16 protein-coding genes and 2 pseudogenes are annotated in these 16,606 nt (G+C 36.7%); 17 read left to right on the forward strand and 1 reads right to left on the reverse strand.

Translation table 11 applies throughout. The annotated features are described in order from the left end of the window. The first annotated feature begins 68 nt into the window (after positions 1–68). The 17 genes and pseudogenes from KQI83_RS09970 to KQI83_RS10050 all read left to right on the forward strand — a co-directional run bounded on the left by KQI83_RS09970 (position 69) and on the right by KQI83_RS10050 (position 16,117). Positions 69–953 (forward strand): Rossmann-like and DUF2520 domain-containing protein, encoded by an 885-nt coding sequence (locus tag KQI83_RS09970; protein WP_216557221.1) that lies wholly within the window; start codon positions 69–71, stop codon positions 951–953. A gap of 18 nt (positions 954–971) precedes the next feature. Next, positions 972–1,799: a 3-methyl-2-oxobutanoate hydroxymethyltransferase gene (gene panB, locus KQI83_RS09975; RefSeq protein WP_216557224.1), complete on the forward strand. Its 828-nt coding sequence runs from the start codon at positions 972–974 to the stop codon at positions 1,797–1,799. A gap of 70 nt (positions 1,800–1,869) precedes the next feature. After that, positions 1,870–2,712 carry a pantoate--beta-alanine ligase gene (gene panC, locus KQI83_RS09980; RefSeq protein ID WP_216557226.1) on the forward strand — a complete coding sequence of 281 codons (843 nt, stop codon included), beginning with the start codon at positions 1,870–1,872 and terminating at the stop codon, positions 2,710–2,712. Between the two features lie 81 nt (positions 2,713–2,793). Next, positions 2,794–3,180 carry an aspartate 1-decarboxylase gene (gene panD / locus KQI83_RS09985; RefSeq protein WP_216557228.1) on the forward strand — a complete coding sequence of 129 codons (387 nt, stop codon included), beginning with the start codon at positions 2,794–2,796 and terminating at the stop codon, positions 3,178–3,180. Positions 3,181–3,210: 30 nt separating this feature from the next. After that, positions 3,211–3,747, forward strand: a pseudogene (locus tag KQI83_RS09990) (flavoprotein); the annotation flags it as partial. Positions 3,748–3,885: 138 nt separating this feature from the next. Next, complete coding sequence (locus KQI83_RS09995) at positions 3,886–5,070, forward strand: hypothetical protein (RefSeq protein ID WP_216557232.1); 1,185 nt, start codon at positions 3,886–3,888, stop codon at positions 5,068–5,070. Positions 5,071–5,120: 50 nt separating this feature from the next. Next, entirely contained in the window at positions 5,121–5,567 is a 447-nt protein-coding gene (locus KQI83_RS10000; RefSeq protein WP_216557234.1) for a hypothetical protein, read from the forward strand. Between the two features lie 222 nt (positions 5,568–5,789). Next, positions 5,790–6,860: a carbamoyl phosphate synthase small subunit gene (locus KQI83_RS10005; protein ID WP_216557236.1), complete on the forward strand. Its 1,071-nt coding sequence runs from the start codon at positions 5,790–5,792 to the stop codon at positions 6,858–6,860. Then, positions 6,860–10,069 (forward strand): carbamoyl-phosphate synthase large subunit, encoded by a 3,210-nt coding sequence (gene carB / locus KQI83_RS10010; protein ID WP_216557239.1) that lies wholly within the window; start codon positions 6,860–6,862, stop codon positions 10,067–10,069. The genes KQI83_RS10005 and carB overlap by 1 nt, the downstream gene beginning before the upstream one ends. Positions 10,070–10,289: 220 nt before the next feature. After that, a complete protein-coding gene (locus tag KQI83_RS10015) occupies positions 10,290–10,748 on the forward strand; it encodes a hypothetical protein (RefSeq protein ID WP_216557242.1) in 459 nt (152 codons plus the stop codon). Between the two features lie 60 nt (positions 10,749–10,808). Beyond that, the gene (locus tag KQI83_RS10020; protein WP_330622388.1) at positions 10,809–11,195 is read left to right on the forward strand and encodes a GNAT family N-acetyltransferase; all 387 of its coding nucleotides are present in this window, start codon (positions 10,809–10,811) and stop codon (positions 11,193–11,195) included. A 328-nt stretch (positions 11,196–11,523) separates the two neighbouring features. Next, entirely contained in the window at positions 11,524–11,943 is a 420-nt protein-coding gene (locus KQI83_RS10025) for a GNAT family N-acetyltransferase (protein WP_216557248.1), read from the forward strand. Between the two features lie 99 nt (positions 11,944–12,042). After that, positions 12,043–12,729, forward strand: coding sequence for a hypothetical protein (locus KQI83_RS10030; protein ID WP_216557251.1), 687 nt, complete (start codon positions 12,043–12,045; stop codon positions 12,727–12,729). 84 nt (positions 12,730–12,813) lie between these two features. Further along, positions 12,814–13,312 (forward strand): annotated as a pseudogene (locus tag KQI83_RS10035) (GNAT family N-acetyltransferase). 21 nt (positions 13,313–13,333) lie between these two features. Then, complete coding sequence (locus tag KQI83_RS10040) at positions 13,334–13,882, forward strand: hypothetical protein (RefSeq protein WP_216557254.1); 549 nt, start codon at positions 13,334–13,336, stop codon at positions 13,880–13,882. 21 nt (positions 13,883–13,903) lie between these two features. Continuing rightward, positions 13,904–15,136 carry an enhanced serine sensitivity protein SseB C-terminal domain-containing protein gene (locus KQI83_RS10045; RefSeq protein ID WP_216557257.1) on the forward strand — a complete coding sequence of 411 codons (1,233 nt, stop codon included), beginning with the start codon at positions 13,904–13,906 and terminating at the stop codon, positions 15,134–15,136. A 75-nt stretch (positions 15,137–15,211) separates the two neighbouring features. Beyond that, positions 15,212–16,117: a DUF368 domain-containing protein gene (locus KQI83_RS10050; protein ID WP_330622364.1), complete on the forward strand. Its 906-nt coding sequence runs from the start codon at positions 15,212–15,214 to the stop codon at positions 16,115–16,117. 19 nt (positions 16,118–16,136) lie between these two features. Here KQI83_RS10050 and KQI83_RS10055 read toward each other — a convergent pair whose 3' ends face one another. After that, positions 16,137–16,586 carry a CYTH domain-containing protein gene (locus KQI83_RS10055; protein ID WP_216557259.1) on the reverse strand — a complete coding sequence of 150 codons (450 nt, stop codon included), beginning with the start codon at positions 16,584–16,586 and terminating at the stop codon, positions 16,137–16,139. Positions 16,587–16,606 lie beyond the last annotated feature (20 nt).

Genomic DNA, 16,606 nt, shown 5'->3' on the forward strand with positions numbered 1-16,606 from the left:
TATTCTGGAAAGAAACTGTATCATTTTGATAGTGCCATCCCTTTTGATTCATGCAGTAATGTAGAAGAATGAAATGGAGGCGAATACATATTAACATAGGAATTATAGGTGCCGGACGAGTAGGTACTACCATGGGCAAGTATATTATCGCTCATGGTGGGAAAATACAGGGATTCTATAGTAGAACCATAGAACATGCGAAAGAAGCGGCACAGTTTTGCAACACAAATTATTTTAAGGATTTAGACTCACTGATTGAAGTAAGCGATACCCTTTTTATTACTACGAGTGATGGAGCAATAAAAAACGTATGGGATTGCATTGCGGCAAAGAATGTGAAGGGCAAAGTCATCTGCCACCTTAGTGGCTCATTATCAAGTGATATTTTTTCAAATAAGGAGAGCGCAGGCGTTGTGGCTTGTTCTATCCATCCAATTTATGCGTTCAGTAATAAATTCACAGCTTACCAGAACTTAACAGAAGCATTGTTTACCGTAGAGGGAGATTCCAAAGCGTTGAGCCGTATGCAGGAATTATTTGCAATATTGCCGAATCAGGTGGTGTCAATTCCAACTGAGACAAAGGGAAAGTACCATGCAGCAGCCAGTGTAGCTAGCAATCAGTTGACAGGACTTTTATGGATGGCAATTGAATTGTTAAAAGAAACTGGAATTGCGGAGAAAACGGCATATGAGATGTTAGAGCCATTGGTAAAAAACAGTGTAAACAGTATTTTTTTCAATGGATGTAAGGAAGCCTTAACAGGTCCAATCGAGCGAAATGACTTAGAAACGGTGAAAAAACATCTTGCAGCGTTAGAGAATAACGCTTTGTGGAATCAGGCATATCAGGCAAATGGAAAATTAGTGTTAGAAGTTGCTAAGGAGAAAAATCCCAAATGCGATTATCACAAGATGCAACAGCTATTTCAGGAAGATGTTAAGAGGAAGTAAGTGAAAATTGGAGGAAAAATGAAAAACACAGTAGTTACAATTCAACAGGCAAAAGAAAATGGAGAAAAACTTACCATGCTTACTGCGTATGACTATTCTACCGCAAAACTGATAGACGAAGCAGGAATCAATATGATTTTGGTAGGAGATTCTTTAGGAATGGTAGTATTAGGATACGAAGATACCTTATCTGTTACCATGGAAGATATGATTCATCATACTGCCGCAGTAGCAAGAGGTGCAAAAAATACATTTGTTGTAGCGGATATGCCATTTATGTCTTATCAGACATCCGTATATGATGCAGTAGTAAATGCAGGAAGATTGATGAAAGAAGGACGTGCACAGGCAGTAAAATTAGAAGGTGGTAAAGAAGTAGCAGAGCATATCAGAGCAATTACCAATGCTTCTATTCCGGTTGTGTCACACTTGGGATTAACCCCACAGTCCTTAAATGCCTTTGGCGGATTTAAAGTGCAGGGAAAATCAGAAGAAGCAGCAAAAAAATTATTAGAAGATGCGTTGGCAGTAGAAGAAGCCGGTGCAGTAGCTGTTGTGTTAGAGTGTGTACCTGCAAAATTAGCAGAATTAATCAGTAAGAAATTAAGAATTCCAACCATTGGAATCGGAGCCGGTGCAGGATGCGATGGACAGGTATTAGTATATCAGGATATGCTGGCAATGTTTAGTGACTTCAAACCGAAGTTTGTAAAACATTTTGCACAGATTGGAGAGCAGATGAAGGCAGCATTTGCAGCATATAGTGAAGAAGTAAAAAATGGGACATTCCCGGCAGCGGAGCATACTTTTAAAATAGATGATGAAGTAATCGAAAAACTGTACTAAATGTAAAAAGCAAATTTAGTATAGTCTCGGACAGGATATGAGAAATTTCAAGGTATAGGAGAAAGAAAACATGAAAATTATAACAACCATAGAAGAATTACGACCAATTATAAAAGGATGGAAGAGAGAAGGACTTACCGTTGGATTAGTGCCAACCATGGGATATCTTCATGACGGACATAAGAGCTTAATTGTAAAAGCGGTAGCGGAAAATGATAAAGTAGTAGTAAGTGATTTTGTAAATCCAACACAGTTTGGGGCAAACGAAGACTTATCCAGTTATCCAAGAGATATTGAAAGAGACGCAGCACTTTGTGAAGCAGCAGGGGCAGACATTATTTTCCATCCGGAACCGGAAGAAATGTATTATCCGGATAAATGTACCTTTGTGGATATGGATAAATTAACCAAAGGACTTTGTGGAAAAACAAGACCGGTACATTTTTCAGGTGTTTGTACAGTAGTTTCTAAATTATTCAATATTGTAACACCGGACAGAGCATACTTTGGACAAAAAGATGCACAGCAGTTAGCAGTGATTAAGCGTATGGTGCGTGATTTAAACTTTGATATTACAGTGGTAGGATGTCCAATCGTAAGAGAGGCAGATGGACTTGCATTAAGTTCCAGAAATACTTACTTAAGCGATGAAGAACGAAAAGCAGCATTGATTTTAAATAAGTCTCTCACACTTGGAAAAGAAATGATAGAAGCAGGAGAAAAGGATGCAGCAAAAGTACGAGAAGCTATCATTAAAAATATGGAAACAGAACCATTGGCAAAGGTAGATTATGTCGAAATCGTAGATAACGAGAATTTAGAGCCGGTACAGACCATAGACGTACCATGTTTAGTAGCAACAGCAGTATATATCGGAAAAACAAGATTAATTGATAACTTTGTAACTGCCTAGAACATATCTAGAACAACAGAAGTAAAAAGTTAAAAAAGATAGAGCAGAGCGAAATCCAGCTTATTTAGAAAGGAATAAAAAATGTACTTAAAAATGTTAAAAGGAAAAATCCACCGTGCAATCGTAAAGCAGGCGGAATTAAATTATGTAGGAAGTATTACCGTAGATCCGGAGCTTATGGCTGCGGCGGGAATTATGGAATATGAAAATGTTCAGATCGTAGATGTAGAAAATGGAAACAGATTTGAAACATATACTATTGCAGGAGAGCCGGGAAGTGGTATGATATGTTTAAATGGTGCAGCGGCAAGACAGGTGTTAACAGGCGACCATGTGATTATCATGGCATATGCACAGATGACACCGGAAGAAGCAGCACAATTTCATCCGCAGGTAGTATTTGTAGATGAAGAAAATAAAATAAAAAAAGTAACTACATATGAAAAACATGGACAAATTTCCATGTAAAGGATAAATACAGAAAGGTAAGGGAAACTTATGTTACAGGGAAAAACCGTATTACTTGCAGTATCAGGAGGAATTGCTGCCTATAAAATGCCAAATGTAGCCAGCATGTTAAAAAAATTAAATTGCAATGTGCATGTACTTATGACAGAAAATGCAACGAATTTTGCAACAGCAATTACCTTTGAAACATTAACAGGAAATAAATGTTTAATTGATACTTTTGACCGAAATTTTGAATTTTCTGTAGAACATGTTTCCCTTGCAAAACAGGCAGATATTGTACTAATAGCTCCGGCAACAGCTAATATCATTGGAAAAATTGCCAATGGCATCGCAGATGATATGCTCACAACAACCGTAATGGCATGTAATTGTCCGAAACTTGTGGCACCGTCTATGAATCATAACATGTACCATAATTCAATCGTGCAGGAAAATGTGCAAAAATTAGAAAAATTTGGTTATGATATAATAGCTCCGGAAGATGGAATATTAGCAAATGGAGACAAGGGGACAGGCAGAATGCCGTCAGAAGAGGTATTAGTAAAGGCTATTTGTGAAAAAATGGATAAAATTGGATTAAATTAACAAAGAATGTTAACAAAATGTACATTTTTTGTTAATGCTGTCTAAACAAAAGTTGGTTATACTATAATTACAAGAAAAGTAATTGTACAAAACTAACAGCAAAGGTGGCGACAGCATATGAGAAAAAATACAGCAACATTTTTAAAATATAGTGTAGTTTTAACAGTAATAACGGCGGCATGGTGGCTCCTTTTTGCAGGAGGCAGGATCAGTGCGGTCGTTTCCTTTTTTTATCGCTTAGAACAAACAGCCTCTGTTGATAATATTACCAGTACAGATTATCGTTATAATAAAGAATTTGAACAAACTTTAAACCGTTATAGAACTTTTAAGAGCATGTATCAGGAAGAGTATTCCAGTGCAATTCCCGGATTAGCTGCAACGGATGTTATGGGAAGTATCAGCAATCAAATGGTACCACAGGGAATTTGTGTGGCAAAGGATTATATGTTAGTGACCGCTTATGATAGTTCAGGAGCTAATTCTGTAATGTATGTATTGTCAAATAAAAATCCTCAAAATCGTCAGTTGTTGACTACAATCGTACTTCCGGATGCGAATCATGTAGGTGGAGTTGCTTTCGATGGAGAACGAGTTTGGATTGCAAAAAGCACCACTCGTAAATGCAGTGTAATTGATTATGATGTAATTGAAACAGCAGTAAATACATCAAAAGGTAGTTATTTTTTGGATAATTATACACAAAATGTAGATTGCGGAGCAGTAGCATCCTTTATTGAATACCATAACAATCGTATTTGGGTGGGAACTTATTCCAACCGAACCAGTGGAATGGGAACTTTACGAAGCTATGACATTGTAGAAGGAGAAGAGTTACAGCTTGTAAAACAGGAACAAATTTCTATTCCAGGATTTGCAAATGGCGTTTCCTTTATGGAATGTGACGGAAAAACCTATATGGCAGTATCTACCTCTCAGGGAAGACATTTTCATTCTGATATATATTTTTATCAGGTGGTAAAAGACCTTAACAGTGATGGAAATTTATACTATAACTACAATTCCTGCAAATTCCCGCCAATGGCAGAAGAATTTGTATGTGACGGAACCAATACCTATTTTCTGTTTGAATCCTCTGCAACATGTTACAGCACAGATAAATATACCGGTTGCAGTTATCCGGTAGATCGTATATGTGCAATCTCCACGCTGGAGTTATTCGGAAACAATAATGGTCTTGCTTATGTGAAAGTACAAGGAGAACTACCTGTTATTTCTACCAATGGAATGGAAAATGCTTCTTATCAGGACCCAAAACATTATTGGAGAATGTATGTATAGAAAAAAGCCCTGAAATGTGTTATGCTATAAATAACAGGAGGGTATGGGATATGGAAAATAAGATTCGTCTTGCAGATATTTATATTAAAATTTACAATAAGCGGTCACTGACTATGGATGATTTGACTTTTTTAGCAAAGTATGATCCGGAATGTTTTGCCAAGACTTGTCAGAATCTTGTGTACAACATTCCGGAGACAAAGGAATTGTTGAAACCGGAAGAAACGAAAAAAGAGGTGAAAGAAAATCTTTCGGAAGAAACAGAAGTTCCAACAGGTGAGCCGGTGGTGCTGAAAAGAGAGAGCATGGAGCAGATTTTGGATAATTTGCGAAAAATGGATATGAAAGAACTCCCAATTCAAGAGGTGAAAACGGAAAAAGTGAAGAATTTACTGGGAAGTCTTTACATGGAAAAGCTGTTTCCCCACAACGACAGAGAGCAGTATTTTAATATGGAAAAAGAGCAGGAAGAATCGAAGTTCAATAAAAAAGCATAAAATTGGAAGAATTTTGTATAAAAAAACAGTTGAAAAAAAATGCTGGTTATGGTAGAATTTTTACAATTTAGGCATACTATGTGTGCGCCTATACATTTATAATAGGAAGAAGCACAAATAAACAAGTATGTTAGAACCCTTATGAAAAAAAAGAATCCCTCTTTTTTTTTGTAAAAAATTAGGTGACATAAGAGATTCATATAGAAAGGGCAAGGTAAATAAATGAAAGCATTTCTAATATTGGAAGATGGAACGGTGTTTGAAGGGACAAGCATTGGTTCTACAAAAGAAATCATTAGCGAAATCGTTTTTAACACGTCAATGACGGGTTATCTAGAGGTCTTAACAGACCCATCTTATGCTGGACAGGCAGTAGTCATGACATATCCGTTAATTGGAAATTACGGTATCACACCGGATATGGAATCTGAAAAGCCATGGCCGGATGGATATATTGTAAGAGAATTATCTAGAATGCCAAGCAATTTCCGTTGTGAAGGAACCATTCAGGACTTTTTGAAAAAGCATGACATTCCTGGAATTGCAGGAATTGATACAAGAGCATTAACAAAGATTCTCCGTGAAAAGGGAACGATGAATGGTATGATTACTACCAATGAAAATTACAACATTGACGAGATTATTCCAAAATTAAAAGAATATACCACAGGAAATGTTGTAGATAAGGTAACATGTAAAGAATCTTCCAAGTTAAGCGGAAAAGGAAAAAAGGTTGCACTGTTAGACTTGGGTGCAAAGAAGAATATTGCCCGTTCTTTAAACCAGCGTGGTTGTGATGTGACGATATATCCGGCACATACCAGCGCAGAAGAAATTTTGGCATCGAATCCAGATGGAATTATGTTAAGTAATGGACCTGGAGATCCAAAGGAATGTACTGAGATTATAAAAGAAATCAAGAAATTATATGATTCAGAAGTTCCGATTTTTGCTATTTGCTTAGGACATCAGTTAATGGCATTAGCAACCGGAGCAGATACTCATAAGATGAAATACGGACATCGTGGTGGAAACCATCCGGTTAAGGATTTAGAGACAGGAAGAGTATATATTTCTTCTCAGAATCACGGATATGTAGTAGATACTGACAATCTTGATCCAAAGGTAGCAGTTCCGGCGTTTATCAATGTAAATGATGGAACCAACGAAGGATTAAAATATACAGGTAAGAATATTTTTACCGTACAGTTTCATCCGGAGGCATGTCCGGGACCACAGGATAGTGGATACTTATTTGACAGATTTATCAATATGATGGGAGGGAACCAGTAATGCCAAAGAATCAAAATATTAAGAAAGTATTAGTAATCGGTTCCGGTCCTATTGTTATCGGACAGGCAGCAGAATTTGACTATGCAGGAACACAGGCATGCCGTTCTTTAAAGGAAGAAGGCATTGAAGTAATTTTGGTAAACTCCAATCCTGCAACAATTATGACAGATAAGGACATTGCAGATAAGGTATATATTGAGCCTTTAACTGCAAAAGTCTTGGAGCAGATTATTTTAAAAGAAAAGCCAGACAGCGTATTGCCAACCTTAGGTGGACAGGCTGGACTGAACCTTGGTATGGAATTAGCAGAATCCGGATTCTTAGAGAAAAACGGAGTAAAGTTAATCGGTACCACAGCAGAGACAATCTTTAAGGCAGAAGACCGTCAGGCATTTAAAGACACCATGGAAAAAATCGGTGAGCCATGTGCACCATCTTTAGTTGTGCATAACGTAGAAGACGGTATTGCCTTTACGAATACCATTGGTTATCCGGTAGTTTTAAGACCTGCTTATACCTTAGGTGGAAGCGGCGGTGGTATCGCTCATAACGAAACAGAATTAATCGATATTTTAACAAACGGACTGCGTTTGAGCCGTGTTGGTGAAGTATTGGTAGAGCGTTGTATTGCCGGATGGAAAGAAATCGAATACGAAGTAATGCGTGATGCTGCGGGAAATGTAATTACCGTATGTAACATGGAAAATATTGACCCAGTTGGTGTTCATACCGGAGATAGTATTGTAGTAGCACCATCCCAGACATTAAGTGATAAAGAGTACCAGATGCTTCGTACTTCCGCACTTAATATTATTTCTGAATTAAATATTACCGGTGGATGTAATGTACAGTATGCATTGAATCCAAACAGCTTTGAATATTGTGTTATCGAAGTAAATCCTCGTGTAAGCCGTTCTTCTGCATTAGCAAGTAAAGCCACCGGATATCCGATTGCTAAGGTTGCAGCAAAGATTGCATTAGGATATACCTTGGATGAGATTAAGAACGCAATTACCGGAAAAACTTATGCAAGTTTTGAACCAATGCTTGACTATTGTGTTGTTAAGATACCAAGACTTCCGTTTGATAAGTTTATTACAGCAAAGAGAACATTAACTACTCAGATGAAAGCAACCGGAGAAGTTATGAGTATTTGTAATAACTTTGAAGGTGCTTTAATGAAGGCAATTCGTTCTTTGGAGCAGCATGTAGATTGCATGAGATCTTATGATTTCAGTGCACTTTCCAAAGAAGAAGTGTTAAAACAGTTAGAAGTAGTAGATGACCGTAGAATCTGGGTTATTGCAGAGGCACTTCGTAAGGGTGTTACTTATGACGAGATTCATGCGATTACCATGATTGACCACTGGTTTATTGATAAGATTGCTATTTTAGTAGAAATGGAAGAGCGTCTTGAAAAAGAGGAACTTACTGTAGATTTATTAAAAGAAGCAAAACGTATTGAATTCCCGGATAATGTTATCGCACGTTTGACAGGAAAAGACGAGACAGAAATTCGTGATATGCGTTATGCAAACGGTATTACAGCAGCTTATAAGATGGTTGATACCTGTGCAGCAGAATTTGCAGCAGAAACACCATATTATTATTCCTGCTTTGGTAGTGAAAACGAAGCAGTAGAAACCAATGACAGAAAGAAAGTTTTAGTACTTGGTTCCGGACCAATCCGTATTGGACAGGGTATCGAGTTCGACTACTGTTCTGTACACTGTACATGGGCATTTGCAAAAGAAGGTTATGAGACAATTATTGTAAATAATAACCCGGAAACCGTATCTACCGACTTTGATATTGCAGATAAGTTGTATTTTGAGCCATTAACACCGGAAGATGTGGAAAGCATTGTTCGTTTAGAAAAACCGGATGGAGCAGTTGTTCAGTTTGGTGGACAGACAGCAATCAAATTAACAGAGAGTCTCATGAAGATGGGAGTTCCGATTTTAGGAACAAAGGCAGAAGATGTAGATGCGGCAGAAGACCGTGAGTTATTTGATAAAATATTAGAGCAGACAGAGATTCCAAGAGCAGCAGGTGGAACTGTATTTACAGCAGAAGAAGCAAAAGCAGTTGCAAATCGTTTGGGATATCCGGTATTGGTTCGTCCTTCTTATGTATTAGGTGGACAGGGAATGCAGATTGCATACTCTGATCAGGAAATCGAAGAATTTATGGAAATCATTAACCGAATTGCACAGGATCATCCAATTTTGGTAGATAAGTATTTACAGGGAAAAGAAATTGAAGTAGATGCAGTGTGTGATGGCGAAGATATTTTAATTCCTGGTATTATGGAGCACATCGAGCGTACAGGAGTTCATTCCGGAGATAGTATATCCGTATATCCTGCACCAACCATTAGCCAGAAAGTAAAAGATACTATCGTAGATTATACCGGAAGATTGGCAAAAGCACTTCATGTTGTAGGTTTAATCAACATTCAGTTCATTGCTATGGACGAAGAAGTATATGTAATCGAGGTAAATCCACGTTCTTCCAGAACCGTACCATATATCAGTAAGGTAACAGGAATTCCAATTGTAGATCTTGCAACGAAGGTAATCATTGGAAATACCTTAAAAGGAATGGGATACCCAACAGGACTTGCACCAGAGGCAGATTACATTGCAATTAAGATGCCGGTATTCTCCTTTGAAAAACTGCGTGGTGCAGAAATCAGCCTTGGACCGGAAATGAAGTCCACAGGAGAGTGTCTTGGTATTGGAAAGAGCTTTGATGAAGCACTGTATAAAGCATTCTTAGGTGCAGGCGTACAGTTGCCAAAATATAAGCAGATGATTATGACAGTAAAAGACGCAGATAAGCCGGAAGCAGTAGGTGTAGCAAAGCGTTTTGAAAAACTGGGATATAAGATATATGCAACCAGAAGTACAGCAAAATATTTGCAGGAGCATGGAGTAGATGCATTGAGAATCAATAAGATTTCTCAGGAATCACCAAATGTAATGGACTTAATTCTTGGACATAAGATTGACCTTGTAATTGATACTCCAACACAGGGACGTGATAAGACAAGAGACGGATTCTTGATTCGTAGAAATGCAATCGAAACAGGTGTTTACTGTATCACAGCAATGGATACAGCTAATGCATTAGCACGAAGCTTAGAGCATGCAAACGAAAATAAAGAACTTAATCTTGTAGATATCGCAACAGTCAAAAACATTTAAAGCTACAAGCAGTGCAGAAAAAGAGAAAATCAGCTTTCAGAAAGTTTACTTTCTAGAAGCTGATTTTCTCTTTTTCAGTAGGGCGCAAGCCCGAACTGAGATGAAGCGAAGCGGAATCGAGGTTGCGAAAATCTTAGAGGCAATATTATATATTATTGATATGTACTATGTTAAATGATATAATTAGCGAAAAATGGATAATTGTATAAGGAGAAATTGTATGAAAAAATTTTTTGAGGGAATTTTGGTACTTATTCTTATTTTTTCTTTAACTGGATGCAGTAATGGACATACCCCATCTACTGATAGTGATAATTCTAAAGCAATTTATGAAAGTACGATATCCCCAAATGAAGAATATATTGAAAAAGATGAAGATAAGGTTTTCTATACCATTAAAGTATACCAGGAAGATACAGGGATTAAAGTTGCTTCAAGTTCAAATTCTGCATTTTGTAAAGATATGAGTTATGAAATTAAGACTACTGATAAAATAACAAAAGACGATATAGATGTACAGTGGCAGACATTAATGGGTGATACAAATTATTCAAAAGAGAATCAACTTGCAATTGCTGTAGTCACAATATCATTAAATGGTGAGATTATCAGTGAAAGAAAAGTCAGTTTCGTTGGGAATACAATTGATATCATTATTGATACAATAGAACAGAATTAAGCCCAAAGAACGGTTGTGATATGGATGAGAAAAAAGGAGTGAAATTAACAACTTTTGATTGTGTGGGAAGAGTCAGTTCGAGCAACACATCTTTTCCAGCCTGATACAGAAATAAAGCAGATTAGGGAATACGTTCCAGAGGCTCTAAATGGAGTTGCGCACTTGATAGTTGCTGAAAGGGAGTCGGGAGAACCAGTTGCTTTTATGGGCGTAGAGAATAATCGTTTAGAAATGCTGTTTCTTTCTCCGGGAGAGCGTGGAAAGGGACTTGGAAAAGAACTAATGCAATACGCTATTCAGAATTATCGTATACAGGAAGTTACTGTTAATGAGCAGAATCCTCAGGCAGATGGATTTTATAAGCATTTGGGTTTTGCAATATATAAAAGAACCGATTATGATGGAGAAGGAAATCCGTATCCACTTTTATATATGAAATTAGTGTAATAAATCCGCTTTTCATTCATACCCGAAAAAGAAATGTATCAAAATCCACAAAAACATATCTATGCTTTCTTACGGGGAATCCCTACATTTGCAATCGTTGCGGTAGTAGTAGCCTGGATTGTAAATTTGATTTAATTAAAAAAGAAATAAAGGTTAAAATAATAATGGTTTTATGATAAAATAGTTTAAGTAAATAGTAGCTATTCATCGCTTAGGCGTTGTAATAAATAAAGAACGGAAAGGATGATTTTTTATGAAGAATACAATTTTGTGTAACTGGAGGATGCACAATAAATAATCCTCCAAATAAAAAATGGAGGACACGATAATGAAGTTCGTGAAAATTATAACAGAAAATTTTGAAGAATTGAAAAAATTGCAAACAGCGTATAAGGCAGAGATTGGGGAAGATAGTCCCAAAACAGAAGAATTTCAAAGCCTATATCAGGCAATTGAAACAGAACAGATATATTTTTATGGATGTATTTGCGAAGAAAGATTAGTAGGATGTTGTTCCGTATGCGTTACATACTCCACCTTTCAATACGGAAAGGCAGGGGTGTTTGAGGATTTTTACATTGAGCCGGCATACAGACATCAAGGAATTGCAAGACAATTGGCTCAGTTTGCATTTCAGACAAGCGGAGTAGGTTTCCTAACTGTGGGATGCGCAGATTGTGACTTGAAGATGTATCAGGCGATTGGATTTGAAATTCCGCTAGGAAATATGCTTGCATTTGAAAATTAAGAATGAAAAAGTGGCGGTATGTCTATGGAAAATAGATATACCGCTAATTAAATAAAGGAGTATAGAAAGGTTAATCATTTTATAGGTGAAAAGTAAAATATGGAAACAGTAGAATGTCGGTATTGTGATTGGAAGGTCCCTTATGTGCCTAGTGCAAATATTATAGTATTTTGTCCAAAATGTAAAAGTTGTATTTATGCGGAATGTGAGTATGGATATGGACCGGTAACGCCATGCTGTATATGCTTAGGAGAAGAGGTTGTAGGAACTGTTTGTGTAGATAATAAAAAACAATATTTCCTACAAATAGAATCTAGTAGAAAAAAGATAAAATTAAAGAAAAGATATTCAGAAGCATTGCAAGAGGCAACCCAGATAGTGAGAAAAGAAATATTGCAAAAAAAAGACAAAAAATATTGGAAAAGGCTGAAAATAAAAAAGGAGACAGGGTCACTTTGTTTTTATAATGATTGGTTTGGAAGACCAATGGATAATTTGCATAGAATAAAAAAATATTCATATGAAAATAATGTATTAAAAATAGTTTTTGATAAAGAAGAGTGCTTAGTAGTTTTAGAACCAACGGAAATTATTAATACGACAAAGGAGTTTGCAATTCATCAGGCAAAAAAAGTAAAATGGTTTTGGTATCCTTACGGGGATAAAAAGAAAGAGATGAAAGAAATTACATATGAATTAAAGGATGGAAAAGTTTATAAAAATGGAAACTGTGAAGAGATGGTATTTGAAGTGAAGGAGCCGTGTTTTTCAGTGAGGTTTATCTAGAATATAAAATCAACATAGCAAACTCTTGCAACATATGATAAGATTATTTGTTAGAAAAGGATTTAGCAGAAAGAAGGAAAACAAATGGATGAAAATATTATAATTCGAAAATATCAATCCAAGGATATCGGAAAAATGGTAGACATCTGGAATGAAGTGGTAGAAGAAGGAGTGCTTTTCCGCAGGAGGATTATTTGGATGAGATTTTAGGAAAAGAATTTTTCGCAAATCAAAAACCTATTGTGCAGTTGCAGAAGAGGTGGAAACCGGAAATGTTTTAGGATTGTATATTCTTCATCCCAATAATATCGGAAGATGCGGACATATTGGAAATGCCAGCTACGCGGTAGCTTCTGCCAGCAGAGGACTTTATATTGGAGAAAAGCTGGTAAAAGATTGTATTTTACAAGCAGGAAAAAATGGATTTAAGATTCTTCAGTTTAATGCAGTTGTGGCAAGTAACATTCATGCAAGACATTTATATGAACGTTTAGGATTTCAGTATTTAGGTACAATACCAAAGGGATTTCTGTTAAAGAATGGAAAATACGAAGATATTTGTCTGTATTATGTAGAAGTATAACAAGGAGGACGAAACTAAAAAATGAAATTAATCAATGGTGCAACAGAAATATATTTACCCAAAATAGAGCAATTATATGAGGAGGCATTTCCGGAAGAAGAAAAAAAGCCTTTTTCCATGATACTTGAAAGAGAAGCACAAAATACGGTAGAAGTGCTTGCGGCTATTTCAGAGGATAGTGCTAGAGAACCGGAAGCATTTAGAGGAGAGGCGATTACTGCAAAATACGAAGATATGGTATTGTTGGATTATTTTGCTATTGATACAGAATGTCGTGGAAAAGGAAATGGTTCTAAAACATTAAAAGCACTTCAAGAGCGTTATGGAAAGCAACGTTTTTTCTTAGAAATTGAACGAACCGGAGTACCGGCACCAAATGCGGAAGACAGAAAAAGAAGAAAGAAGTTTTATCTGTCTAATGGAATGAAGCAAATGGACTATTATGTGGAAGTACGAGGCGTAGAAATGGAAGTGCTGACATATAACTGTGAGATTACATATGAAGAATATCGCGCCTTATATCGAAATGTATATGGAAAAGAAATCGAAGATAGCATCAAGAAAATATAAAAACGTAGGAGAGTAGAGAAAATGGGTTTATTTGATAAAATAAGAAATATTGGAAAAAGCGAGAAAGAAGAAAAAAAGGACGAAAAGAAGGAACAAAAGAACGTAGAGCAGCAGTCTGTCCATTATGCAAATGATGGAAGAAAGTTTACCTATATGGTAGAAGATGCAGTTCAATTAAAAGACCAACAGGGAATTGTTGTGTTAGGAACCATTCATGGAACAATTTGTGAAGGTGACGCAGCATATATTATGTGTCCGGGAAATGCAATTACGCTTACCGAGGTAAGCGGATTGGAATTAAAACCACAGGGCAAGGTAAAGGAAGCTTCCAATCAGCCGGTTGCCATATGGTTAAAGGATATAAAAGATAAGAGCCAAATTGCAAGATTTTCAGTACTTACCAGTATAAGACCACAGACGGTAGTAGATGTAGATACTGCGGTAGAAAATCCATATGTTTTAGGATTAGCAAGAGAATATGGAAGATTCTATAAGGAACCGGAGTATATTAATCTATTGGTTTATCAGATTGCACATGGACATTATATTACACCGGTATACATGAATAAAGAACCCCAAAAACAGGAAAATGGAACCTGTGTTATGGGGGAGGGAACTACCATGGGATTTTTATCCTTAAAACATCCACAGGATGCAACAAAAGATGTTTTTCCGGTATTTACCGATTGGGAAGAATTGCACAAGTGGAAGAATGTGTTTTCCAAGGAACATCCGCCCAAAACAGTCATTTTGCGTTTTCCAGACTGCGTAGCATTTGTGTTGAAAAACAGTGCGGGAATGGTATTGAATCCCTTTGGAACAGCACCGGTATTTTTACCAATAGATTTGATAAAAAACATTGTCAATACAGAAGGGTATCAGGCGGAATTTGGTTCCAAACAAAACTCCAATGTAAAAGAAGTGAAAGCCAAGAAAGACACTAAGGTTATGGTGGGACTTCCAAGAGAAACAAAGGAAGTTACATTGATAAAAGATGCAATGCTTACCTATGCAAAACATCAGGAACAAATCAAACGGATAGATTTTTTACTTAAGATTGAAGAAAATAATGAGAGAGCATATCTTTGTGTGGTAGATTGCCCGGAAGAAAACGCGAAAAAGATTTTTGAGGAAATACATAATGCAATAAAACCATTTGCAAACGAAGTGAAAATCATTGATTTTATGACCTACCAGCGAGCAGAATTTGTAAGAGATATTTTAGAAAAAAATCCACCGGTGTACCAGAAGTAGACAATTCAGGACAGAATCTTAACAGCCTCCTATGATATGATGAAAATAATCATGACATAGGAGGATTATTTTAAAATGAAAGTAATTATGACAATGATACAAGGATTTTGTATGTCCCTGGCAGATAGTGTACCGGGAGTTTCCGGTGGAACGATTGCTTTTATCATGGGATTTTATGACCGGTTTATAGGTTCTTTGGATGCAATGGTAAGTGGAAATAAAGAACAGAAAAAGAAGGCGGCTGTTTTTCTGGTGAAGTTAATGTGTGGATGGGGAATCGGTTTTTGCATGTCTGTGTTAGTAATCGGAAATCTGTTTCATACTTATATTTATCAACTGTGTTCACTGTTTATGGGACTCACTATATTTTCTCTTCCTATTATTTTTCGAGAGGAAAAAGAGAGTATCATAGGGCATTATAAAAATGTCATATTTGCGCTTATTGGAGTTGGTGTAGTTGTAGCCATTACTTATTCAAATCAGCATATCGGTGCAGGAAGTTCCGTAGATATTTCAGCGTTAAGCTGGAAAAACGGAATCTATCTTTTCGTGGTAGCAATGATTGCTATATCAGCCATGGTACTGCCGGGAATTTCCGGTTCTACGCTATTGTTGATTTTTGGATTGTATGTGCCGATTATTAGTGGCATTAAAGAATTTTTGCATTTTAACTTTCAGTACGTCCCGGCATTGTTTGTATTTGGATGCGGTGTGATTGTAGGAATTTTATCGGTAATTAAACTGGTAAAACTAGGATTAGAGAGACATCGTTCTGCTATGATATATTTTATCCTGGGGTTGATGTTTGGTTCCTTATATGCGATTGTGATGGGACCCACTACACTGGATGTACCACAAGAAGCAATGGGAGTGAAGACATTCCATGTTGTATTTTTCTTACTTGGCGGAGTTATCTTATTTGCCCTGGAAAAGTTAAAACATATTGCAGAACGAACAACAGAGGTTTGTGTTACAGAGTAAATATTACCCTGACCGGAACTTATAATTTTTTCCGGCTCAGGGTAATATTATGATATTCAGAAGAATAAGTGACATCCTTTCCAAACCATTCCGGTGGAATAAATGCATTGGCAGCCTCTTCGGAATCAAACTCCACTTCCGCAAGGTATAGCGGGGCAAGCTTTCCTTCAAAAATATCCAATTCAATGGTGAGATTTTCCAGAAGTGGAATGAGATATCGCTTTTTTGAAATTAAAATGCCGTCAATTTTAGGCAATAGGTGTTCGTAAGCCTCTTTTGTTAATGGCAGATTATATTCTTCCCGTACCATAAGCCCCTTGGATTTGTAGGTAAGATAGTAATCATCATTTTCACGGCGAATACGAACCACAGGTTCTGTGCAAAGGTATCCCTGTTCTAACTGATGATAGGGATAGTCTGAGAGATTTTCCGGTAAAGTATCAATTAAAAATTTACGCTCGATTTCCATATGTATGCTCCTTTGAAAAG

Origin of the sequence: Roseburia sp. MSJ-14 (assembly GCF_018918225.1) — a bacterium.
In the GTDB taxonomy this organism is placed as follows: domain Bacteria; phylum Bacillota; class Clostridia; order Lachnospirales; family Lachnospiraceae; genus Petralouisia.